This window comes from Micromonospora sp. NPDC057141, from assembly GCF_042670805.1.
Taxonomy (GTDB): Bacteria; Actinomycetota; Actinomycetes; order Mycobacteriales; family Micromonosporaceae; genus Micromonospora.
Window position 1 is genome coordinate 51,600 of sequence record NZ_JBHUVA010000012.1, and the last position, 21,495, is coordinate 73,094.

Below are 21,495 nucleotides of genomic sequence, written 5' to 3' on the forward strand. Positions count from 1 at the left end.
GGGAGGCCGGCCCGGGGTTCGCGCCCGGGTGGACGGTCAGTTGGCCGTGCAGGTCAGGATCGCCGGAGTCGAGTTGGCTCCGGTCCCGCTGGCGACAAAGCCGAAGGTGGTGCTGCCACCGACGGGCAGGGCCCCGTTCCAGCCCGCGTCACGCACCACGACCTGGGCCCCGGTCTGGGTGTACGTGCCGCCCCAGAGCTGGGTGATCTGCTGGCCGTTGGGGAAGTTCCAGACCACGCCCCAGTAGCTCTTCGCCGAGCCGCTGTTGTTCTTCACGGTCACCTCGCCCTGGAAGCCACCGGACCAGGAGCCGATCACCTTGTACGTCGCCGAGCAGGCCCCTGCCGGCACCGGCGTGCCCGTCGGGGTCGCCGGGGGCGTGGTGGCCGGCGGCGTCGTCGCCGGCGGAGTGGTCGCCGGGGGCGTGGTGGCCGGGGGTGTCGTCGCCGGGGGCGTCGTCGCCGGCGGGGTGGTGGCACCGCCGAGCCGGTCGGCGACGATGATGCCCCGCCCGTTGGTGCCCAGGTAGGCGCGCCCGTAGACGCGCGGGTCACCGGTCAGCGCCTCGCCCGCGTTGCCGTACTGGTGCTTGTCGTCGTTGATCCGGACCCAGGCCGCGCCGGTGTCGTCCGACCGGAACAGGCCGGCCTGGCCGTCGACGGTGCCGAAGACGAACAGCGCCGGGTACGTCTGCCCGGGGGCCGCCTTGCCGAAGCCCACGTTCACCGCCGACGACACGCCGGACTGCTTGGTGAAGGTGGCCCCGGAGTCGGTCGAGCGCCACAGCCCGCCCTCGCCGGCCAGCCAGATCTCGCCCTCCGTGCCGGGCAGGGCCTTGAACTTCACGTTGCCGGTGCCCGGCAGGCCGGTGGCCGCCGACGCGGTGAAGCTCGCCCCGCCGTTGGTGCTGACGTAGAACGTGCCGCCGGAGAAGCCGTAGAACTTGTTCTTGTTGACCCGGTCGGACTCGACGACGGCGTTGGCCGGGATGCCGGTCGCGGCCGTCCACGAGTTGCCGAAGCCGACCGAGCGGACGACCTGCTGGCCGGCGTCGCCGGGCGACCAGACGAACTGGCTGCCGTCGGCGGACGCGGCGACGGTGCCACCGTTGTTGATCCCGCCCGGCTCGCTGCCCTGGAACCAGTTGGCCCCGCCGTCGGTGGAGAACGCGACGTGGCTGTCGTTGGGGCGGTCGGCGTCGGTGAAGTTGCCGGCCCGCACCATCGTCGCCGGGTTGGCCTCGGCGTAGTCGATGCTGGTGGTGCTGGCGAAGACCGGCTGGGCGAACATCTTCGCCGGCACCGCGTCGAGGTCGGTGTGCCGGAAGCCGCCGATGTCGCCGAGCGCGCTGACCAGCGGTGCCCCGGTGGGCGGGCTGACCAGGTCGAGCACGGCGGTCTCCTCCAGGCCCTTGACCATCGGCTTGATGGTGAGCTGGCCGCCGGTGTCCCACTTGGTCAGGTCGGTGCTGCCGTAGATGGTCGCGCCGGTGCCGTACATGAACCGGTCGGAGTCGTGCGGGTCGATCTCGACCGACTCGTTCATCCAGCCCAGCTTCGGCGTCTCCTCCGGCGGGGCCGGATTCACGCCGAAGGTCAGCCACGGCACCGAGGAGATGTCCATGGTGTACTTCTTGCTGCGGTCCGGGTAGCTGGTGAACTCCCAGATCCGGGACCAGGTCGCGCCCCCGTCGGTGCTGCGCCAGAAGATCGCGTCCGGCCACCAGGAGATCTGGGTGGCCACCATCAGGGTGTCCGGGTGCTGCCGGTCGATGGTCAGGCCGGAGTAGCCGAAGTACGCGTCAGTGCTGGACGACGGGATCGGGCTGATCTGCGTCCACGCGCCGGTGGCCCGGTTGAACTTCCACACGTCGCCCTTGGCCCCGTCGTACGGGCCGCCGGTGTCGCTGGTGGCGATGTAGAGGTAGCCGCCCACCGGGTCCACCACGCCCTTGTGGGCGAGGTAGCCGGTCGGCTGGCCGGGGATCCGCTCCCAGCTGGTGCCGCCGTTGGTGCTGCGGTAGACCGGGTTGGCCTTGTCGGCCACTCCGACGTAGATCGTCTGGGTGGTGTTGCCGGCCGTGCCCGTGCTCTTGTCGAACGACACCCAGGTGAGGCCCTGGTTCTGGCTCTGGTAACCGCTGCTGTCGTTCGGGTCGGCCCGGTAGTTGCCGACGTTGGGGAAGTTGGTGACCTTCGCCCAGGTCGCGCCGTAGTCGGTGCTGCGCCACAGGCCGTTGCCGCCCTCGGCGCCGTAGTAGATCGTGCTGTTCCTGTTCGGGTCGACGGCCAACCGCTCGCCCATGCCCCGGCCGGGCATGTTGCCGCCGTTCTTGAACGGCAGCTCGGTGGCCTGCCAGGTCGCGCCCTTGTCCGCCGAGCGCAGGATCGCGCCGTTGTTCGGGTCCCAGTCGTTGGTGTACATGCCTACCGCGGCGTACACCCGGTTGGTCTGCACCGGGTCGGTGGCGACGCTGACCACGCCGTTGTAGCCCCACTTGTCCGCCCCGACCCAGTCCAGCAGTGGCGTCCAGGACTGGGTGGCCTGTTCCCAGCGGTACATTCCGCCGATGTCGGTGCGGGCGTAGATCAGGTTCTTCTCGGTGGGGTTGAAGACGATGCCGGGAACGAAGCCGCCGCCGTCGATCCGGACGTTGCGCCAGGAGTACGGCTCGGAGGCCGCCGCGGCGGCCTCGGTGGACGGGGCGACGGTGAACTGAACGGCCACGACTGCCGTGGCGGCAGCCAGCACGGTGGTGACCGCGCCGACGAGACCTCTCCGCATCTGCGGTTTCCTCTCGGGGATGCCCGTGGTGGTGGGACGAGCACGACGTCGGCGGTCGACTGGCGACCGTGCCCAGGCCCGACGTCGGGGCGTGGGAAGCCTGCCCGGGCTCCCCACCGGCACGCGCGGCTCCCGCTGCCGAGGAAGGCATTCACGGTAACCTTTACCCGGTCGAATTTGGAAGCGCTCCCAACAAAGTCGCCCGGCCGGCGGACCGGCGGCGGCCGATCAGTCGAGGTGGTAGACGAACCCGTCCCCCACGGCCTCGCGCCGCACGCCCAGCCCGTCCACCGGCCGGGTCTCCGCACCCTGCCACGGCGTGCCCACCGCGTACGCCGGCAGCACCACCACCGTGCGCACCCCGATCCCCCGCAGGTACGCCACCGACGCGGCGTCCGGGAAGGCCGTGCTCGCCGCCCGGATCTCCTGCTGGCTGGCCGGCACGAACGAGGCCAGCCCGTTGACGATCTTCGGGAAGCCGTCGGTGGACCAGAGCATCACGTGGAACTCCCGGATGCCGTCGCTGGGCAGCACCAGCGCCGGGCCGCGCAGCCCGTGCAGCGCGGCCGGCGCGACCGGAGCCGGCACGTGCGGGGTCCGGTTGACCCCCTCGGCGAGCACCAGCAGCACCGGCAGCACCAGCACCAGCCGCCCCCAGCGCCGCCACCGCCCACCCGGCTTCCCCACCGCCGGCTCCGCGCCCCGGCCGGTGTCCTGAGCCGGCTCCGCGCCCCGGCCGGTGTCCTGAGCCGGCTCCGCGCCGCCCGTCGTCAGCGCGCCGGCGGCCAGCACGCCCAGCAGCAGCGTCGTCCACAGCACCAGCCGCCCCGGGGTGCGGACGCCGTCCCAGCCCGGCACGTGCTCCACCAGCGTGACGTACCCCGGGTCGCCGTCCCCGCCCAGCGTGCTGCCGGCGGCCAGCGCCACGCTCACCAGCACCCCGACGGCCAGCGCCACCCGGTGCCGCACCCGCCACGCCGACACGAACAGCCCGGCGGCGGCGAGCCCGACCAGCACCATCCCGGGCAGCAGCGTCATCTCCCCGGCGAAGCTCAGCGTGGCCCGCGCCGCCTCGTGCCGCTCCCCCCACAGCCACGACTCCGGCGGCGCGGTGAGGAAGCCGCGCAGCGGCGGGGAGAACATCGCGATCTGCTCGACCGTGCGCCGGCCGTCCGGGTGCCGGGCCACCACCTCGAAGTAGGGCGCGGCCATCAGCAGGGTCACCCCGGCGAAGAACACGCCGCCGGCCAGGTCCGCCACCAGCAGCCGGCGCGGGAACACCGGCCGTCGCCGACGCCGCCACCACGACCAGCCGTACCCGCCGGCCGCGCCGAGGCAGAGCAGCGCCAGCGCGTACGCGAAGGGCAGGCCGATGCCGAAGCCGAGGCTGACCTGCCAGGCGGCGACCGCCCAGCCGGCCACCGCCCAGCCGGGGCGCACCCGGTCCGGCCGGTAGCCGTGCCGCAGCGACCAGCCGTGCCCCCGGGCCAGCATGGCCAGCGCCAGGGCGATCCCGCCGATGCTGAGCACGTGCAGGTGCCCGGCCTGGGCCAGCTTCCACGGCGCGTACGCGAAGGACGCCCCCGCCACCGCCGCGCCCGCCCAGCCCGCCCCGAACTGCCGCGACAGCGCGTACGCGCCGACGAAGGCGAGCGCGTGCACCAGCACGTACAGCAGGTTGTAGCGGACCACGGCGGCGACCGACCCGTCCCCGACGAACCCGAACGGGGCGTAGCCGAGCAGCGTGTCGGAGTACGCGTACGTGTACGGCTCCGGCCAGAACGTGTTCGAGTGCCACAGCTGCGTCGGGTTGGTCAGCAGCGCGTGCCCGCCCCAGGCGACCTGCCACGCCTGCAACGTCGGGTCGCCGGTGTCCTGCGGGATGGCGCCGGTCAGGTCGCGCACCGTGGGCCAGGTCAACGCCACGGCCAGCACCAGCGAGCCGAGCACCGCGAGGGTCCACTCGTGCCGGGCGAACCGGGCGAACCGGTCGGCCGCCGCCCGCCCCCGGCCGGCGGCTGCCGGCGGCCCGGCGACGTCAACCGGTGCCGCCTCGCCAACCTCACCCATCGCCTGCTCCCCGCTCCCGACAGTCACGCCGCCCCAGATCGTGCCGGACCGCGCGCCATCTTGTCGACCGTCATCACTGCAAGGAGGGGCACCCTGTTGACGCTTTCTGTAGAGGAGGGGCCCCTTCCTAACCACCCGGCCCCGGGGCCCGGCACCGTTCGGCCGGGCGACGGAAGTCAGATCAGGTGCAGCTCACGGGCGCGGCGGACGGCCTCCCGGCGGCGGGTGGCGTCGAGCTTGCGGTAGATGTTGCGCACGTGCGTCTTGACGGTGTTCACCGACAGGGACAGCTCGGCGGCGATCTCCACGTTGGACAGGATGCTCTGCAGGTAGCGCAGGATGGTCAGCTCCCGTTCGGTGAGCGGCTCGTCCAGCGCCGGGGCCGGTGCGGGGCCCGGCGGCGCGGGCGGCTCCTGCGCCACCCGGACCAGGTCGCTCACCGTCGGCCAGTGCGCCGTGCCGGAGTCCAGGTGCGCCGCGAGCAGGTCCCGCGCCCCGGGCTCGGCGCGGGTGAACGGGCGGCGGTACCCCTCGGCGGCGGCCAGCTCCAGGACCCGTTCCAGGGTCCGCCCGGCCCGCCGGGCGTCCCCCGCCCGCCCGGCGAGCACCGCGTCCAGCAGGCCGGCGTCGAGGCGTACCGGCAGCGGCCAGGCAGCGGCGTCCGGGCCGTCCCAGGACGGCAGGACGCGGGCGGCGGCGCGCGGGTCGCCGGCGCGCAGCTCGACCCGGGCCAGGGCCACGGCCAGCGCCTCGGTCGGGGCGTCGGGCCGGGCCAGCGCGTCGGTCAGCAGCTCCCGGGCGGCACCGGGGTCGCCGTGGGCGGCCCGCAGGTCCACCTCGGCAGCGAACAGCCAGCCACGAAGCTCCCCCGCGCCGCTGCCGTCCCCGGGGGCCGGCGGCGGCGCGAGCGCGTCCCGGGCGGCCGACAGCAGGCGCAGGCCGGCGGCCGGGTCGCCGCGATCGCGCAGCAGCGTCGCCCGGCACAGCGCGGCGAGCGCCGCCGCCGGTTCGTCGGCGGCCGGGCCGGCCAGCGCCAGGTGCGCCTCCGCGTCGTCGGGCAGGTCCCGGTGCAGCGCGACGACGGCCAGCGCCAGGTGGGCGTAGGCGCAGTCGGTGCGGCAGGACCAGCCCTGGCAGGGCGGCATGGCCAGGGCCTCCCCGGCGGCCCGCTCGGCCGCCCGCAGCTCGCCGAGGGCCGCGTGCAGCAGGGCGGAGCGGCTCGCGCAGAGCAGCTCGGTGCGGGCCCGGCCGCCCGCCCTGGCCGCCGCGAGCGCGGTGGAGAATTCGCCCGCCGCGCCGCGCAGGTCGCCGCTGGCGAGCGCGGCCAGGCCGAGGGCCGCGCCAGCCGTCGCCCCCACGTCGGCGTCGTCGGCGGCACCGGTCCGCGGGTCGTCCGCAGACCCCCCGGGGGTACGCGTGGCGAGCAGGTCCGACGCCGCCCGGCGTACCTCGTCGTGGTCGCCGGCCAACCGGGCGAGGGTGACCTCCAGGGCGACGGCCAGCCGACGGAACCGGTCCCGGCGCGGCACGGGCAGCGACCGGGCGTGCCCGGCGGCCCGGCGCAGCTGCGCGGCGGCGGCGTCCGGGTCGCCCGCGTGGGCCCGCTCGGCGGCGGCGGCCAACGCCAGCTCCGGGTCCCGCCGGACCTCCTCCTCCGGCGGCGCGGCGGGGACGGGCCCGCCCGCGCCCTCCCGGTCGTACGGCACGAGTTCCGGCCAGCGGGTGACCAGCAGCTCGGTGGCCGCGTCCCAGCGCCCGGCGGCGAGGGCGTGCCGCAGCGCCTCGGCGGGGCGGGCGTGCCCGGCGTACCAGCCGGCCGCCCGCCGGTGCAGGTCCCGGCGCTCCTCCTCGGCCAGCTCGCCCAGCTCGGCGCGGAGCAGGTCGGCCAGCAGCGGATGGCAGCGGTACCAGGGCGGCCGGCTGTCGTCGCGGTCCACGAAACCGCCGGCGCAGGCCAGCGCGGTCAGCACCCGCTCGCCGTCGGACCGGCCGGTCAGCGCGTCGACCAGGTCGGCGCTGACGGCGTCGGCCACCGCGCCCCGGCGCAGCGCGTCCCGGGCCGCGTCGTCGAGCGGGGCGAGCACCTCCGAGCGCAGATAGCCGGCCACGTCCGGCTGGTCGCCGCCGAACTGCTCCAGCCAGCGCACCGGGTCCGGCCGGTCCTTGGCGGCCAGCGCGGCCAGCCGCACCCCGGCCGGCCAGCCGCCGGTACGCGCCCGCAGCCGGGGCACCGCCTCGGCCGGCAGGAGCACGCCGTGCGCGACGAGCAGGTCGGCCGCCTCGTCGTCGGTGAAGGCCAGCTCGGCGGGGCCCACGGCGGTCAGCTCACCGGCGAGCCGCAGCCGGTGCAGCCCCGCCGGCAGGCCGGTGCGGGCCGCGGCCACCACCCGCAGCCGCCCCTCGGAGTGGCGGAGCAGGAACTCCAGGCCGGTCAGCATCGCCGGGTCGGCGACCCGGTGCACGTCGTCGAGGACCAGCAGCACCGGGCGCTCCCGGGCGGCGAGCGCGGCGGCCAGCAGCTCCAACTGGTCGGGCCGGGGCGGGTCCGCCGGATGCTCCGGCCCGCCGGAGCCGGGCGCGCGCAGGGCCGCCGGGGCCGCTTGGTGCAGGGCCGCCGTCAGGTACGACCAGAGCCGCGCCCCCGTGTCGCCCGCCTCGACCGACACCCACGCCGGGGCCGGCTCGACGGTCCGGGCCCAGGACCCGAGAAGCGTGGTCTTGCCCCAGCCGGCCGGGGCGGAGACCAGGGTGAGCGCTCCGGCGGTGCCCTCGTCCAGCAGGCGCAGCAGGCGGGGCCGGACCAGCACCGGCTCGGGCAACGGGGCCGGCGCGAGTCGGGACGCCAGCAGCGGTGCCGCGCCACCTGCGGCGGGAGCGGGGTCGCCGCAGGTGGCCGCCACGGTCGTCTCGTCCCCGTCGTGCTGCGTCATGCGGCACCCCCACGCCACGCGTCCCTCCCCCGGCTCGTGCGGCGGGCGGTTACCCGGCCCCGGCCGGTTCACCCCTTCGGGGGGAACCCGGTTCACCCGGCCGCCGCCGACGCTGGGGGAACCGGCCGTCGGCCGGGCGGAAGCCCACGGCGGTCAGTCGACCGGGGGCGGGACCGGTCCCGGCGACGGCTGCACCGGCGACGAGAGGCGGAACGAGAGGCGGGTGGGACGGATGGGACGGGGCAGGCGGGGCGGTCGGGGCGGTCGGGCGCTGGCCCGTACCGCCGGGGTGGTGGCCGGCGCGGTCGCCGGGGCGACGGCGGCGCGGGCGCTGCGCGGACCCCTCGGGGGTGGCCGCCGTCGGGCGGCCGGCCCACGCGACGACTGGCAGGTGGTCACGATCGACCGGCCGCCGGAGCGGGTGCTGCCCGGCGGCCGGTGGCCGGAGCCGCTGCGCCGGTTCGACGGCGCGGTGGAGGTGGCGCAGGGGCCCGCGCCCGGCGGGCGCGGCACGGAGCTGGCGGCCCGGCCGGTGCGCGGCGCGCCGGTGCCCGGGATGGCCGCCCACCTCGTCGGCGACGACCCCGCGCTACTGGTCCGCGAGGCGCTGCGCCAGGCCAAGCAGCTCGCCGAGACCGGTGAGCTGCTGCGCGCGGACCGCTCCCCGCTGGACGGCCCCCGACCGGCGCGGACCGCCACGACGGGCCCCGGGACCGCGGGCCCCGGCGGCGACCCGGCGGGGCCCGGATGAGGGCGCTGTGCTGGCTCGGCGCGGACGGCCTCGCGGTGCGCCAGGTACCCGACCCCGAGCTGCGCAACTCCGCCGACGCGATCGTCCGGGTCCGGCGCAGCGCCACGTGCGGGGCGGACCTGCCGCTGCTCGCCGGCCGGACGCCGGCGCTGTCCGTCGGCGACGTGCTCGGGCACGAGTTCCTCGGCGACGTGGTCGAGGTCGGGCCCCAGGTCCGGCGGCACCACGTCGGCGACCGCGTGGTGGTCTGCGCGACCGTGGCCTGCGGCAACTGCTGGTACTGCCGGCAGGGCCTCTACGCCTGCTGCGACAACGGCAGCACCGGGCCGGCGGCGACCGAGGCGGCGTGGGGGCAGCCCACCGGCGGCTGCTACGGCCATCCCCGGTCGGCCGGGGGCTTCGCCGGCAGCCACGCCGAGTACGTCCGGGTGCCCTACGCCGACGTCGGGGCGTTCGCGGTGCCGGAGCCGGTCGACGACGACCGGGCGGTCTTCGCCTCGGACGCGGTGCCGGCCGGCTGGCTCGCCGCCGAGCTGGGCGAGGTGGCCCCGGGTGACGTGGTGGCGGTCTGGGGCGCGGGCGCGGTGGGCCAAATGGCCGCGCAGGCGGCCCTGCTGCGCGGCGCGGACCGGGTGGTGGTGATCGACCGGTACCCGCAGCGGCTGCGGCTGGTCGAGCGGCACGTCGGCGCGGAAACCCTCGACTACCTGGCCGTCGACGTCCCGGCCGAGCTGCGGGAACGCAGCGGCGGGCGGGGCCCCGACGTGTGCGTGGAGGCCGTCGGCATGGCCTGGGACGGCGCGGAGCCCCGGTCACTGGCCGAGCGGTTCGCCGCCGCCGCGCGGCCCGACGCCGCCCCCGACCGGCCGATCGCGGTACGCGAGGCGGTGCACGCCTGCCGCAAGGGCGGCACGGTCGTGGTGCTCGGCACGTTCACCGGCTTCGTCGACACGTTCCCGCTCGGCGCGGTGATGCAGAAGGGGCTGACCGTGCGCGGCGCCCGGCAGCACGGGCAGCGCTGGATCCCGATGCTGCTGGACCGGATGGCGCGCGGCGAGATCAACACGGCCCACCTGGCCACCCACCACCTGCCTCTGGAACAGGGCGAGCTCGGCTACGACCTGTTCCGCACCCGCGCCGACGGCTGCCTGCGTACGGTCTTCACGCCCTGACCGCCCGCCGTCCTGCCGGGCACTCCTGCTGGTGGCAGACTCGCGGGATGCGTGAGGATCGGGCGTACGACGTGGTGCTGTTCGGGGCGACCGGGTTCACCGGCGGGCTCACCGCCGAGTACCTCGCCCGGCACGCGCCGCCGGGGCTGCGCTGGGCGCTGGCCGGGCGGAACCCGGCCAAGCTGTCGGCCGTACGGGACCGGCTGGCCGGCGTCGACCCGACCCTGGCCGGGCTGCCGCTGCTCACCGCCGACGTCACCGACCCGGAGTCGCTGCGTCGGATCGCCGCGAGCGCCAGGGTGGTGGCCAGCACCGTCGGGCCGTACATGCACCACGGGGAGCCGCTGGTCGCCGCGTGCGCCCGCGCCGGCACCGACTACGTCGACATCACCGGCGAACCGGAGTTCGTCGACACCATGTACGTGCGGCACCATGCCGAGGCGGTACGCACCGGTGCCCGCCTCGTGCACGCCTGCGGCTTCGACTCGATCCCGCACGACCTGGGCGTCTGGTACACGGTCCGGCAACTGCCGGCCGACGGGCCGATCACCGTCGACGGGTTCGTCCGGGCGGGCGGCAGGTTCTCCGCCGGCACGTACCATTCGGCGCTCACCGCGTTCTCCCGGGTCGCCGAGGCGGGCCGGGCGGCGAAGGCGCGGCGGGCCGTCGAGCCGCACCCGCCGGGGCGCCGGGCCCGGGCGGTGCCCGGCAAGGTCGGCCGGTCGGCGGAGCTGGGCATGTGGGCGGTGCCGCTGCCGACCATCGACCCGCAGGTGGTCCGCCGGTCGGCCGCGGCCCGGCCGGAGTACGGGCCGGACTTCCGCTACCGGCACTTCGCCGCCGTGCGGCGGCTGCCCACGGTCGTGCTCGGCGCGGTCGGGCTCGCCGGCCTGGCCGGGCTGGTGCGGGTGCCGCCGGCCCGGCGCTGGCTGCTCGGCCGGCTCGCCTCCGGCCAGGGGCCGAACGCCGAACAGCGGGCGGCGTCGTGGTTCCGGGTGCGCTTCCTCGGCTCCGGCGGCGGCCGGCGGGTGGTGACCGAGGTGGCCGGCGGCGACCCCGGATACGACGAGACGGCGAAGATGCTCGCCGAGTCCGCCCTCTGCCTGGCCCTCGACGACGACCTGCCGCCGACGTCCGGTCAGGTGACGCCGGTGACCGCGATGGGCGACGCGCTGCTGCGCCGCCTCACCGCCGCCGGCCTCACCTTCCGCACGCTGGCGGAGGCGGCGGCTTGACCCTCGACCTGGTGGAGGGCACAGGATCCTCGGCGTGGAGAGCGAACTGCGCAGCATCGGCGAGCTGGCCCGGGCCAGCGGCCTGACGGTCAGCGCCCTGCGGTTCTACGACCGCTCCGGGGTGCTGGTGCCCGCGCTGGTCGACCCGTTGACCGGCTACCGCTGGTACGCCGACGACCAGGTCCTGCCGGCCCGCCTGGTGGCCGGACTGCGCCGGGTCGGGATGCCGCTGGCGGAGATCGCCGCCGCCGTACGGCACCGGGCCGAGCCGGCCGTGGTGGGCCGGCTGCTCGACGGGCACCTGCGCCGGTTGGAGGACGGCCTCGCCGACGCCCGCCGTGAGCTCTCCCGGGTCCGTGCCCTGATCGACCCCGAGGAGAACCCGATGGCCACCTGTCTCGTCCTGTCCCGCGCCGACCTCGCCGCCGCGATCGACGCGGTCCGCTTCGCGGTCGGCACCGACCCCGACCTGCCGGTGCTCTCCGGCGTCCTGTTCGACGTGGCCGCCGACGGCGTACGCCTCGTCGCCACCGACCGGCACCGGATGGCGGTGGCCCGGGTCCCCGGCCGGGTCGACGGCCCAGCCCGGCGGGCGCTCGTCCCGGTGGACCTCGTCGACCGGGCCCGCGCGCTGCTGGACGCCGACGGCGGGGCGGAGGCACGGCTGCGGCTGGACGGGGACAGCGTCACCGTGTCCGCCGCTGGCCGGGAGGCCAGTGGGACCACCCTGCCCGACGAGTTCCCGGACTACCAGCGGCTGCTGGGCGGGCCCGGCGACGGCGGGCCGGCGTACCGGATCCCGGTGGACGTGCCGGCGCTGCGCGCGGAGGTCGCCGGCCGGCCGCCCGCGCGGGTCCTGCGGCACGAGGGCGTCGACGTGCCGGTGACCGTGCTGGGCCTGGACGACGCGGGCGGGCTGCGGGTCCTCGACGGCGCCGCGCTGGCCGACGCCGCGCCGGGCGCGGTGCGGTTCGGCGTCAACGGGCGGTACCTGCTCGACGCCCTCGACGCCGGCGACCGGGGCCAGCTCCTGCTGGAGCTGGACGGGCCGATCGCCCCGCTGGCGGTGCGCCGGCCGGACGACGCGGACGCGTACTCGATCCTGATGCCCATCCGGCTCTGACCCCACGCACGCCGCCGGACGCGCGCCGCCGCCCCGGGACGCCGCCCCGGGGCACGATGTCGGCGACATGGCGGCTTCCCGCCTCAGGGACACCGCCATGTCGCCGACATCGCGGCGACGGCCGCCCCGCTGCCCGGCCGGGACCAGTCACGGGAGGCCGCGACGGTAGCATCGGTGGGTTCCCACCTGACTTCCCGGACGGAGGCGTACGGAGCGCATGCTCGACATGGAGTTGATCCGGAAGGATCGCGAGGCGGTGGCGACCGCGTTGGCGAAGCGACTGGATCCCGCCGAGGTCAACCGGGCGCTGGACGAGATCCAGCGGCTCGACCAGGAGCGCCGCGCCCTCATCACGGAGATCGACGCCGAGCGGCAGCGCCGCAAGGCGGAGGCGCGGGCGTACGCGGCGGCGAAGCGGGCCGGCAGCGCGCCGGAGAGCGTCGCCCCGGAGGCCGGGCGCAAGCAACTCGTCGAGTTGGAGTCCCAGCTCGACGAGGTGCAGTCCCGGCTGCGTGAGCGGATGAGCGAGCTGCCCAACCTGCCCGCCGACGACGTCGTCCCCGGCGGCAAGGAGGCCAACCGGGTCGTCCGGGCCTTCGGTGAGCGGCCGGCGATCGAGAAGGTCCGGGATCACGTGGAGCTGAGCCGCCTGCTGGGCCTGGTCGACCACGAGCGGGGCGTCAAGCTCGGCGGCTCCGGCTTCTGGATGTACACGGGCCTGGGCGCCCGGCTGGAGTGGGCGCTGCTCAACTGGTTGATCGACCAGAACATCGCGGCGGGCTACGACTTCCTCCTCCCGCCGCACCTGCTGCTGGACACCGCCGGCTTCGCCGCCGGCCAGTTCCCCAAGTTCTACGACGACGTCTACCACCTCGACCGGGAGTCCGCCCCGCGCGGGCAGTTCCTGCTGCCCACGGCGGAGACGGCGATCCTGGGTGCCTACCAGGACGAGATCCTGGACACCGCGACCCTGCCGCTGAAGCGGTTCGCGTACACCCCGTGCTACCGGCGGGAGGCGGCCGGTTCGCACTCCGACGAGCGGGGCACCGTGCGGGGTCACCAGTTCAACAAGGTGGAAATCTTCCAGTTCACCCTGCCCGAGCAGGCCGACGCCGCGCTGGAGCAGATGGTCGCCCACGTGGAGGGCCTGGTCGCGCGGCTGGGCCTGCACCACCAGACCAGCCTGCTGTCGGCCGGCGACGCCAGCGCCTCGATGAAGAAGACCCTCGACATCGAGGTGTGGATGCCGAGCACCGGCAAGTACAAGGAGGTGTCGTCGGTGTCCTGGGCCGGCGACTACCAGGCGCGCCGCGCGGCGATCCGGTACCGGGAGGCGGGCGGCAAGCAGACCCGCTTCGTGCACACCCTGAACGGCTCGGCGCTGGCCACCAGCCGGCTCTTCCCGGCGATCCTGGAGCAGTTCCAGCAGCCCGACGGCTCGGTGCTGGTGCCGGAGGTGCTCCGCGACCGGGTCGGCACGGACCACCTCACGCCGGGTCGCTGACCGTCGTACCGCCGGCGGGGGTCGGGTCACCCGGCCCTCGCCGATTCGGGTACGCCCCTGCGGCCTCCTCGCTACCGCCGCTACCGCCTGCCGCCTTCGCATCCGCGCGCGCCCTGCGGGGAGTGCCAAGAAGGGGCCCCTGCTCTACCGAATGCGTTGACAGGGGACCCTTCCTTACCCCGAGCGCAGCGAGGGCAAGGAGGGCGGCGGCCAGCAGGGCGGGGCCGGCCGTGTCCAGGGCGCCGACGAGGGTCTGCTGGATCCGGGCCGCGGCGACCACCACCGGGTCGCCGAACGCGTCGTGCCGGCCTTCGGCGAGCCGCACCTCGTACCAGCCGTACCAGGCGACGTAGCCGCCGGCGACCAGCAGCACCAGGCCGCTGAGCCGGGGCACCCACCGGCCGGCCCCGCGCAGCCGGGCCACCACCCGGTCGCGCAGCAGCGCCACGCCGAGGGCGGCGACCGCGACCACGAGGCCCATCCCGAGCGCGTACGCCACGAACAGCGCCAGCCCGCGCGACGTCGAGCCGGCCTGGAGGCTGGTCGCCACGATCGCCAGGAACGGGGCGATGGAGCAGGTCAGCGACGCCAGCGCGTACGCCGCGCCGAACAGCACCATCGACGGCAGGGTGCGGGCGAGCCGGGGCGCGCGGGTCAGCGGGCGCGGGGTGGGCAGCCGCCGGCCGGCGAGCAGCCAGCAGCCGAGCAGGACCAGGCCCACCCCGAGGGTGACGGTGAGCCAGGGCAGCCGGGGCCGCAGCCAGCCGGCCAGCGGCGCGAATGCCAGCCCGAACGCGCCGAAGACCAGCACGTACCCGCAGGTGAGGCCGGCGGCGGCGGTGAGCGCCCGGCCGAGGGCGCGGCGTCCGTCGCCCGGCCCCGCCACCAGGATCGACAGGTACGCGGGCAGCATCGCGAACCCGCACGGGTTGACCGCTCCGATCATGCCTGCGGTCAGCGCGAGCAGCAGCGGGGCGTCCATCAGCGGGCCGGTAGCAGCGGTGCGGCCATCAGCCGGCGAGGGCGGCGAGCGCGGCGACCCGGCGGGTGAGGTCCTCCCCGTCGAGGAAGCCCTGGTGGATCACCTTCCCCTCCCGGTCGATGATCAGGAAGGTGCTCTGCTCGACGATCTCGAAGCGACGCCACAGCGTGCCGGCCCGGTCGTCGAGCTGGAGGGTGCCGCCCAGCTCGAACTCGGTGACGAAGTCCTTCATCGCCTTCTGCTGGCCGAGGCCGGCGACGCCGACGATCGGCACCCGGTCGCGGTACTGCGGGGCGATCTCGGCGACGGTCCACGCCTGGCTGGCGCAGGTGGCGCACCAGGGGGCCCAGAACCAGAGCACCACCGGCCGGCCGGCCAGGTCGGCGGCGGCGAACGGCTTGCCGTCGAGGGTGGTGCCGGTGAAGCGGAGGCTCTCCGGCACCCGGGCCGGGGCGGCCGGCGGCGGGGACGGCGCGCCGGTGGGCGTACCGGTCGGGGTCGCCGTGGGGTCGTCGGCGCCGGCGGGCGCGGCGGCGGCCGCGTCGACCGGCGGTCCCGGGGTGCCCACGGCGCAGGACGCCGCGCCCAGCAGGGCGGCGGCCAGGGCGGCGACCAGCACGGCGGCTGTGCCGGCACGCCGTCGGCGGGGCGACCGTCCACCCGGCCCGGTCCGGCGGCGCGACGGCCGGCGGAACAATCGCATCCGCGTCTCCCTTCGGTAGCGGGCCGCGCGGGGCGGGGCGCCATGGCGACGCTCCGGTGTCCGACGGTCCCGGCGGGTGCGCTACTCGGCCTTGACCAGCCGCAGCGCGAGCTCAGGGCACACCTTGACGGCCTTCATGGCGCCCTCCCGCAGCCAGGTCGGCACGGGGGTGGTGGGGAAGGCGGGGTAGCCGTTGCCGTCCAGCCGGATGAAGTCGGGCACGACGTGGGCGCAGAGCCCGTGGCCGTCGCAGCGGGACCAGTCCAGGGTCAGCTTTCTCGGGTCGGCGTCGGGGGCGCCGGGCAGGCCCATGACCCCCTTGGTCCGTTTGCCGCACCCCTCGCCCGTGGTGTGCAGCTTGAGGTCGTCGGCGAAGACCTCCATGGCGGAGAGGGCGAACCGGGCGGTGCCGTCGGGGTGGCTGCACGCGCCGCGCCCCTTCACGTCCCCGGCGGCGGCGCGGACGATCTCGATCGGGGCGCTGCCGGAGACCGCCAGGTCGACGGCGCGGGCCAGGTCGGGCAGGCCCATCTTGCAGGGGCCGCACTGCCCGGCGGACTCGCCGGCCAGGTAGCGGACCACCTGGGCGGCCTCGCCGAGGGGGCAGGTGTCGCGGGCCAGCGGCACGATGATGCCCGCGCCGAGGGTGCCGCCGACGGCGGTGAGGCCCTTGCGGGACACCTCGGCCCGCTGCGCGGCCTCGGCGGTGATCCACTTGCCGTGGTAGCCGCCCATCAGGATGCCCGGCCCGTCGGGCACCTCGCAGAGTTCGAGGATGTCGCGCAGCGGGGTGCCGGCGGCGCACTCCACGACGGCCGGCCGCTTGGCCGCGCCGGTCACCGTGAGCAGCACGGTGCCGGGCTCGTCGTCGGTGCCGAGCGCCGCGTACTCGTACGGGCCGAGCCGGGCGGCGATGGCGAGCTGCGAGTACGTCTCGGCGTTGGAGAGCAGGGTGGGCAGGCCGCCGACGCCGGATTCGCTGGAACGCTTCTTGGTGCCGGGCGGGATGTGGGGAAGCCCGTTGATGCCGTTGACGAGCGCGCCGCCCTCGCCGGAGATGAACCGGTGCGGGACGGTGACGATGCTGGTGGGCACCGGCATCCGGCGTTCCTGGAGCGCCTCGGTCAGCGACGGCCGGCCCACGTCGTCGTCGGCGACGCCGATGACGATCTCGTCGGCGTCCAGCGCGTACGCGACCAGGGCCGCGCCGTCGAGGATCAGGTGCGGGGCCCGGGTGAGCAGCACCTTGTCCTTCCAGCTCGCCGGCTCGCCCTCGGTGGCGTTGACCACGACGATGGCGGAGGCGTCCTGCCGCTCGCAGGACTCCAGCACGGCGCGCAGCTTGCGGGCGAACGGGAAGCCCGCCCCGCCCTTGCCCTTGAGCTGGATGGCCTCGGCGAGCCGGAGCAGGTTGGCCGGTTCCATCGGCCCGATCGGGCCGTGCACCTCCTCGTGGGCCATCAGGTCGAGGCGGCCGAACTCGGCGAAGCCGGCGGTGAGCCGGGGCTCGCCGACGCACGCCACGGGGGGCACCGTCGTGCGCATCACTTCGCCTCACCCCGCAGCCCGGCCCAGTACGCGCCGTCGACCGCGTCGGCGTTGGCCCGGTCCCGATCGCGGTCCCGGTCCTTCTTGCGCCGGCCGGGTCGGCCGTCCCCGGCGGCCCGTAGCGCCCGCCGGGAGGCCAGGTCGACCAGGGTCGGGGTGTCGTCCATGGGTGGCAGGTCCTCGGCGACGAACCGGGCCGGGGGCCGCCAGTAGTCGGGCTCCTCCGGGACCTCGTCGTCGACGCTGTGCCGCCCGGACCCGCTGCGCGGGGTCGCGGAGATCGGTTCGGCGGAGATCGGTTCCGCGGAGACGGGCGTCGAGGACTCCCAGCGGCGCGGGCTGTCCCACGGCTCCTCGGGCTCCTCGACGCGGCGGGGCGGCGAGGAGTAGCGGGCGGCGAGATCGTCGTCGCGCCGGGAGCGGCGGCCCGGGGACACGGGGGCCACGTCCTCGTCGCGCCGGGAGCGCCGGGGGCTGGAGACCGGGGCGACGTCCTCGTCGTAGCGGGAGCGACGGCTGCCCGACACGGGGGCCACGTCCTCGTCGTAGCGGGAGCGACGACCGCCCGACACGGGCGCGACGTCCTCGTCGCGGCGGGACCGGCGCGGGCTGGAGACGGGGGCGACGTCCTCCTCGGAGCGCGAGCGGCGGGGGGCGGAGACCGGGGCGTCCGCGTCGCGCCGCCGCCGGCTCGACCGGTCGGACTCGGCAGCACGCCGGGCGGCGGGCTCGACGGTGCGTCGGGGCGCGGGGTCCAGCTCGCGTTCGCGCCGCCGCGGGGCGTCCAGTTCCTCGTCGCCGCGCCGGCGGGTGGCCCGTACCGGCTCACGCAGCGTGCCCGGCTCGGGCACCACCGGCACGGTGAACCGCTCGGGGTCGCGTCGCCCGCGGGCGGTGCCGGTCGGCATCGCCCAGGAGCCGGTGGTGGCGGTGGTCTCCGCCCAGCCGCCGGTGCCACGGGCCCGCCCGGACCGGCCGTCCCGCTTCTCCTCGGCGGCGTCGTCGCGCTTGCGGCCGATCTTGCTGAGCAGCATCGTGGTCGTCTTGCCGTCCTCGGCGGGCTTGCCGGCCATCGCCTTGTTCAGGGCGGCGGCCTGGTGCTGCTCGCGGCTGCGCTTGCCGAGGTGCACGGAGAGCCGGACCATCAGCGCCACGACCACCAGCAGCACGCAGGCGAGGTAGCTCAGGGTCACCCAGGACTTCGCCGGCCGGCCCGCGTTCAGGCCGTGGACCAGGGCGAACGGCCAGGACAGGTACGCCATCGAGTGCAGCGCCCGCCAGAACCACTTGGGACCGACGCCGACGAACCGGGCCCGGATGATGCCGGTCCACAGCACGCTGACCATGAGGAACGACGCCACCGTGCCGAGCCCGACGTAGAGCCCTCGTCCCCCGATGAACGGCACGAGGGCGTCGGTCGGCCCGGCCCGGCCGATGGCGATCTTGGTGATGATGTGGAACACCAGGCCGGCGACGCCGAGGATGCCGGTGGCCCGGTGCGCCGACTGGAGCAGCACCCGGTGCCGGATCAGCAGCACGAGCCGGTCGGTGGCGAGTAGGCCCATCATCACGGTGAGGCTGAGCGACACCAGGGCGATCACCCCGGCGAAGAACTCGGTGAAGAAGAAGCCGTACGCGTACATCATCGTGCCGGCGCCGGCCAACTCGACGCCGGCCCAGACGACCGCCAGCGCCGACCCGGCCATCAGCGCGACGGACGCCTTGGACCTGGTCCGCACCCCGCGGCTGCTGCTCGTGGTACGGACGGTCGCGGACTTCTGGTTCTGCTGTGCCCGAGCCATCTGCTCCTCGATCGTGTAGCGGCGGCGCCCCCACCGGCCGACCCTGCTCCCCCATCGAGTACGGAGCACCGGGTTCAACGGATCAGCCCGGGTCGCAGAATTCCTCGGTTTTTTTGCCGACACTGTCGAACCGTCCCGCCGTGGGCTGCGTGTAGGCGCCCCGCGCAACGACACCCGTCCATCCGTTGACACCCACTGCAACACGCTTGTAATCTTTCCGAAAATTTCAACTCGGGCTGCAAGATGACGGCAAGCCGCAGCTCACCCGCCGCACCTCCGCCCCCTCCCCCGACCCCCGTCAGGAGTCCCGATGCATCGACGCCGATGCCGCTCGGCGATCCTCGCCCTGGGCGTGATCGCCGGCCTGCTCGCACCGACCGCCGTGGCGGCACCCCCGGCCGCCGCAGCCCCGTCCGGCACGAAGAAGGTCATCGCCAACCTGTTCGAGTGGAACTGGCCCTCGGTGGCCAGCGAGTGCACCACCACGCTCGGCCCGAAGGGCTACGGCTACGTGCAGGTCTCCCCGCCCCAGGAGCACGTCCGGGGCAACCAGTGGTGGCTGGCCTACCAGCCGGTCAGCTACCGCATCGAGTCCCGCAAGGGCACCCGGGCGCAGTTCCAGTCCATGGTGAACACCTGCCACGCCGCCGGCGTGAAGGTGATCGTCGACGCCGTCATCAACCACATGTCCGGCCAGGACAACGGCGGCACCGGCTGGGCCGGCTCCTCCTACGGCCACTACGACTACCCGGGGATCTACCAGACGCAGGACTTCCACCACTGCGGTCGCAACGGCGGCGACGACATCGCCAACTACAACGACCGGTACGAGGTGCAGAACTGCGAGCTGGTCAACCTGTCGGACCTCGCCACCGGGTCCGACTACGTCCGGTCGAAGATCGCCGGATACCTCAACGACCTGCTCTCCCTCGGCGTCGACGGGTTCCGGCTCGACGCCAGCAAGCACATGCCGGCCGCCGACATCGCCGCCATCAAGGGCAGGCTGTCCCGCTCGGCGTACGTCGTGCAGGAGGTCATCTACGGCGCGGGCGAGCCGATCCAGCCGACCGAGTACACCGGCAACGGCGACGTGCACGAGTTCCGCTACGGCAAGGACCTGGCCCGGGTGTTCCGCAGCGAGAAGCTCGCGTACCTGAAGAACTTCGGCGAGGGCTGGGGCCACCTGCCCGGCGGCTCGGCGGCGGTCTTCGTGGACAACCACGACACCCAGCGCGACGTCGGCGGGGTCCTGACCTACCGCGACCGGGGCATCTACGCGCTGGCCAACGCCTTCATGCTGGCCTGGCCGTACGGCTCGGCCACGGTCATGTCCAGCTACACCTTCAGCGACCGGGACGCCGGCCCGCCCTCCGACGCCAACAACAAGACCCTGAACACCACCTGCTACTCCGGCTGGGAGTGCGAGCACCGCTGGCGGGTCATCGCCAACATGGTCGCGTTCAACAACGCCACCCAGGGCGCGGGCGTCGCCAACTGGTACGACAACGGCAACAACCACATCGCGTTCAGCCGCGCCGGCAAGGGCTACCTCACGATGAACGACGAGGACGGGGCGATCACCGGCCGCTCGTACTACACGGGGCTCCCCGCCGGCCGATACTGCGACGTGATCCACGGCGACTTCACCGGCGGCACGTGCAGCGGCCCGGTGATCACGGTGGACGCGAACGGCTGGTTCGCCGCGAACGTGCCGGCGCACGACGCGATCGCCATCCACACCGCCGCCAAGCTGAGCTGAGCTGAGCTGAGGTACGCGCGCCGCGCGCGGCGCGCCGAGGTGCAAGGAGGGGCCCCTTCTTAACGCATTCTGTATAGGAGGGGCCCCCTGCAATCACCCCCACCGCAGGCCACCCACCACCTACAGTGCATTTGTGCTGTTTGACCGAATTGTGTCGCGGTGGGGGCTCGGCTGGCTGGTCGCCGCGGTCGGCGTACCCCTGCTGTTGGCGACCGGGCTGGTCACGGCCCGGGCGCTCACCCCGGCGCCGGCCCGGGTGGCCCCGCCGCCCGCCGCCGCCCCCACCGCGCCCGCCACGGAGGCCGCACCCACCGGCGGCCCGGTGCCCGCCGCCGCGCCCGCGCCGGCCACCCTGCCGGTCGTCACCTACGATCCGGTGCCCGCCGGTTTCCCCGCCGACCCGCGCCCGCTGGACGCGACCCCGCTCACCGAGGGGCTGACGCCGACCCGCAACGTCGCCGCCTACGACGCGCCCGGCGGCCGGCCGCTGGCCTTCCTCGCCCCCACCATCAACGGCGTCGAGCTGACCGTGCCGATCGTCGAGCGCCGCACCGGCTGGACGGCGGTGCTGCTGCCCTCGGCCACCCGGCGGATCGCCTGGCTGCCGCCCGACGGCGGCTGGGCCACCGTGCCGCTGCGGGACCAGATCGTGGTGGAGCGCCGGCCGCACCGCCTCACCTGGTACCGCGACGGGCACGCCAGGCAATCGTGGCCGGTCAGCCTCGGCATGCGCGGCCAGGAGACCCCGCTGGGCCGCACCTTCGTGCTCGGCCGCACGCCCCCGCCCGAGCCCGTGTACGGCGGCGTCGACGTCTTCGCCCTCGGCGCGATCCCCGACGACCCGGACGCCGTGCCCGCGAGCCTCGCCGGCGCGCACATCGGCCTGCACACCTGGCAGGACGACGACACCCTGGGCGAGGATGTCACCAACGGCTGCATCCGGCTGACCCGCAGCGGCCAGCGCCAACTGCTCGCCGAGGTCCGGCCGGGCAGCGGCGTGCTGATCGTGGACGCCCTGCCCACCCCGCCCGCCTGACCCGACGCGCAGCTTCAAGGGGTACGACGACCAGCGGCCACTGTGCCCGGTACGGTGTTCGTCCAACGACGGGACGGGTCCGAGGGGCAGCACGGC

The 21,495-nt window shown here is 75.4% G+C and carries 14 protein-coding genes; 7 read left to right on the forward strand and 7 right to left on the reverse strand.

Annotated features, from left to right (window positions below; all coding sequences use genetic code 11):
- Positions 1–36 precede the first annotated feature (36 nt).
- The 3 genes from ACFT41_RS10325 to ACFT41_RS10335 all read right to left on the reverse strand — a co-directional run bounded on the left by ACFT41_RS10325 (position 37) and on the right by ACFT41_RS10335 (position 7,784).
- Positions 37–2,784 carry a cellulose binding domain-containing protein gene (locus ACFT41_RS10325; protein WP_377588822.1) on the reverse strand — a complete coding sequence of 916 codons (2,748 nt, stop codon included), beginning with the start codon at positions 2,782–2,784 and terminating at the stop codon, positions 37–39.
- Between the two features lie 228 nt (positions 2,785–3,012).
- On the reverse strand, positions 3,013–4,854 hold the full coding sequence (locus ACFT41_RS10330; protein WP_377588823.1) for a hypothetical protein: 1,842 nt from the start codon (positions 4,852–4,854) through the stop codon (positions 3,013–3,015).
- 176 nt (positions 4,855–5,030) lie between these two features.
- On the reverse strand, positions 5,031–7,784 hold the full coding sequence (locus ACFT41_RS10335; RefSeq protein ID WP_377588824.1) for a LuxR C-terminal-related transcriptional regulator: 2,754 nt from the start codon (positions 7,782–7,784) through the stop codon (positions 5,031–5,033).
- Between the two features lie 232 nt (positions 7,785–8,016).
- Between ACFT41_RS10335 and ACFT41_RS10340 the strand changes: the two genes are divergently transcribed.
- From ACFT41_RS10340 to serS, 5 genes are all read left to right on the forward strand, one after another.
- A complete protein-coding gene (locus ACFT41_RS10340) occupies positions 8,017–8,535 on the forward strand; it encodes a hypothetical protein (RefSeq protein WP_377588825.1) in 519 nt (172 codons plus the stop codon).
- Complete coding sequence (locus ACFT41_RS10345; RefSeq protein WP_377588826.1) at positions 8,532–9,707, forward strand: alcohol dehydrogenase catalytic domain-containing protein; 1,176 nt, start codon at positions 8,532–8,534, stop codon at positions 9,705–9,707. Before ACFT41_RS10340 ends, ACFT41_RS10345 begins: the two co-directional genes overlap by 4 nt.
- Before the next feature lie 47 nt (positions 9,708–9,754).
- On the forward strand, positions 9,755–10,942 hold the full coding sequence (locus ACFT41_RS10350; protein WP_377588827.1) for a saccharopine dehydrogenase family protein: 1,188 nt from the start codon (positions 9,755–9,757) through the stop codon (positions 10,940–10,942).
- Positions 10,943–10,988: 46 nt separating this feature from the next.
- The gene (locus ACFT41_RS10355; protein WP_377588834.1) at positions 10,989–12,065 is read left to right on the forward strand and encodes a MerR family transcriptional regulator; all 1,077 of its coding nucleotides are present in this window, start codon (positions 10,989–10,991) and stop codon (positions 12,063–12,065) included.
- Between the two features lie 217 nt (positions 12,066–12,282).
- Complete coding sequence (serS, locus tag ACFT41_RS10360) at positions 12,283–13,569, forward strand: serine--tRNA ligase (protein ID WP_377588828.1); 1,287 nt, start codon at positions 12,283–12,285, stop codon at positions 13,567–13,569.
- On the opposite strand, the gene ACFT41_RS10365 is transcribed toward serS, so the two are convergent.
- The 4 genes from ACFT41_RS10365 to ACFT41_RS10380 all read right to left on the reverse strand — a co-directional run bounded on the left by ACFT41_RS10365 (position 13,553) and on the right by ACFT41_RS10380 (position 18,604).
- Positions 13,553–14,551 carry a cytochrome c biogenesis CcdA family protein gene (locus ACFT41_RS10365; protein ID WP_377588829.1) on the reverse strand — a complete coding sequence of 333 codons (999 nt, stop codon included), beginning with the start codon at positions 14,549–14,551 and terminating at the stop codon, positions 13,553–13,555. The genes serS and ACFT41_RS10365 overlap by 17 nt on opposite strands.
- A gap of 28 nt (positions 14,552–14,579) precedes the next feature.
- A complete protein-coding gene (locus ACFT41_RS10370; protein ID WP_377588830.1) occupies positions 14,580–15,254 on the reverse strand; it encodes a TlpA family protein disulfide reductase in 675 nt (224 codons plus the stop codon).
- 81 nt (positions 15,255–15,335) lie between these two features.
- Positions 15,336–16,802 carry an NADH-ubiquinone oxidoreductase-F iron-sulfur binding region domain-containing protein gene (locus ACFT41_RS10375; protein WP_377588831.1) on the reverse strand — a complete coding sequence of 489 codons (1,467 nt, stop codon included), beginning with the start codon at positions 16,800–16,802 and terminating at the stop codon, positions 15,336–15,338.
- Positions 16,799–18,604, reverse strand: coding sequence for a hypothetical protein (locus tag ACFT41_RS10380; RefSeq protein ID WP_377588832.1), 1,806 nt, complete (start codon positions 18,602–18,604; stop codon positions 16,799–16,801). Before ACFT41_RS10380 ends, ACFT41_RS10375 begins: the two co-directional genes overlap by 4 nt.
- Before the next feature lie 310 nt (positions 18,605–18,914).
- On the opposite strand from ACFT41_RS10380, the gene ACFT41_RS10385 reads away from it, so the two are divergent.
- Both ACFT41_RS10385 and ACFT41_RS10390 read left to right on the forward strand, forming a co-directional pair.
- Positions 18,915–20,363: an alpha-amylase family glycosyl hydrolase gene (locus ACFT41_RS10385; protein ID WP_377588833.1), complete on the forward strand. Its 1,449-nt coding sequence runs from the start codon at positions 18,915–18,917 to the stop codon at positions 20,361–20,363.
- 133 nt (positions 20,364–20,496) lie between these two features.
- Entirely contained in the window at positions 20,497–21,399 is a 903-nt protein-coding gene (locus tag ACFT41_RS10390) for a L,D-transpeptidase (RefSeq protein WP_377613794.1), read from the forward strand.
- Positions 21,400–21,495 lie beyond the last annotated feature (96 nt).

Excerpts from the sequence above, each read along its gene's own strand:
- serS (WP_377588828.1), top strand. The coding sequence starts at position 12,283 with ATGCTCGACATGGAGTTGATCCGGAAGGATCGCGAGGCGGTGGCGACC.
- ACFT41_RS10340 (WP_377588825.1), top strand. The coding sequence starts at position 8,017 with ATGGGACGGGGCAGGCGGGGCGGTCGGGGCGGTCGGGCGCTGGCCCGT.
- ACFT41_RS10330 (WP_377588823.1), bottom strand. The coding sequence starts at position 4,854 with ATGGGTGAGGTTGGCGAGGCGGCACCGGTTGACGTCGCCGGGCCGCCG.
- ACFT41_RS10385 (WP_377588833.1), top strand. The coding sequence starts at position 18,915 with ATGCATCGACGCCGATGCCGCTCGGCGATCCTCGCCCTGGGCGTGATC.
- ACFT41_RS10350 (WP_377588827.1), top strand. The coding sequence starts at position 9,755 with ATGCGTGAGGATCGGGCGTACGACGTGGTGCTGTTCGGGGCGACCGGG.
- ACFT41_RS10325 (WP_377588822.1), bottom strand. The coding sequence starts at position 2,784 with ATGCGGAGAGGTCTCGTCGGCGCGGTCACCACCGTGCTGGCTGCCGCC.
- ACFT41_RS10380 (WP_377588832.1), bottom strand. The coding sequence starts at position 18,604 with ATGGCTCGGGCACAGCAGAACCAGAAGTCCGCGACCGTCCGTACCACG.
- ACFT41_RS10335 (WP_377588824.1), bottom strand. The coding sequence starts at position 7,784 with ATGACGCAGCACGACGGGGACGAGACGACCGTGGCGGCCACCTGCGGC.
- ACFT41_RS10365 (WP_377588829.1), bottom strand. The coding sequence starts at position 14,551 with ATGGACGCCCCGCTGCTGCTCGCGCTGACCGCAGGCATGATCGGAGCG.
- ACFT41_RS10370 (WP_377588830.1), bottom strand. The coding sequence starts at position 15,254 with ATGCGATTGTTCCGCCGGCCGTCGCGCCGCCGGACCGGGCCGGGTGGA.
- ACFT41_RS10345 (WP_377588826.1), top strand. The coding sequence starts at position 8,532 with ATGAGGGCGCTGTGCTGGCTCGGCGCGGACGGCCTCGCGGTGCGCCAG.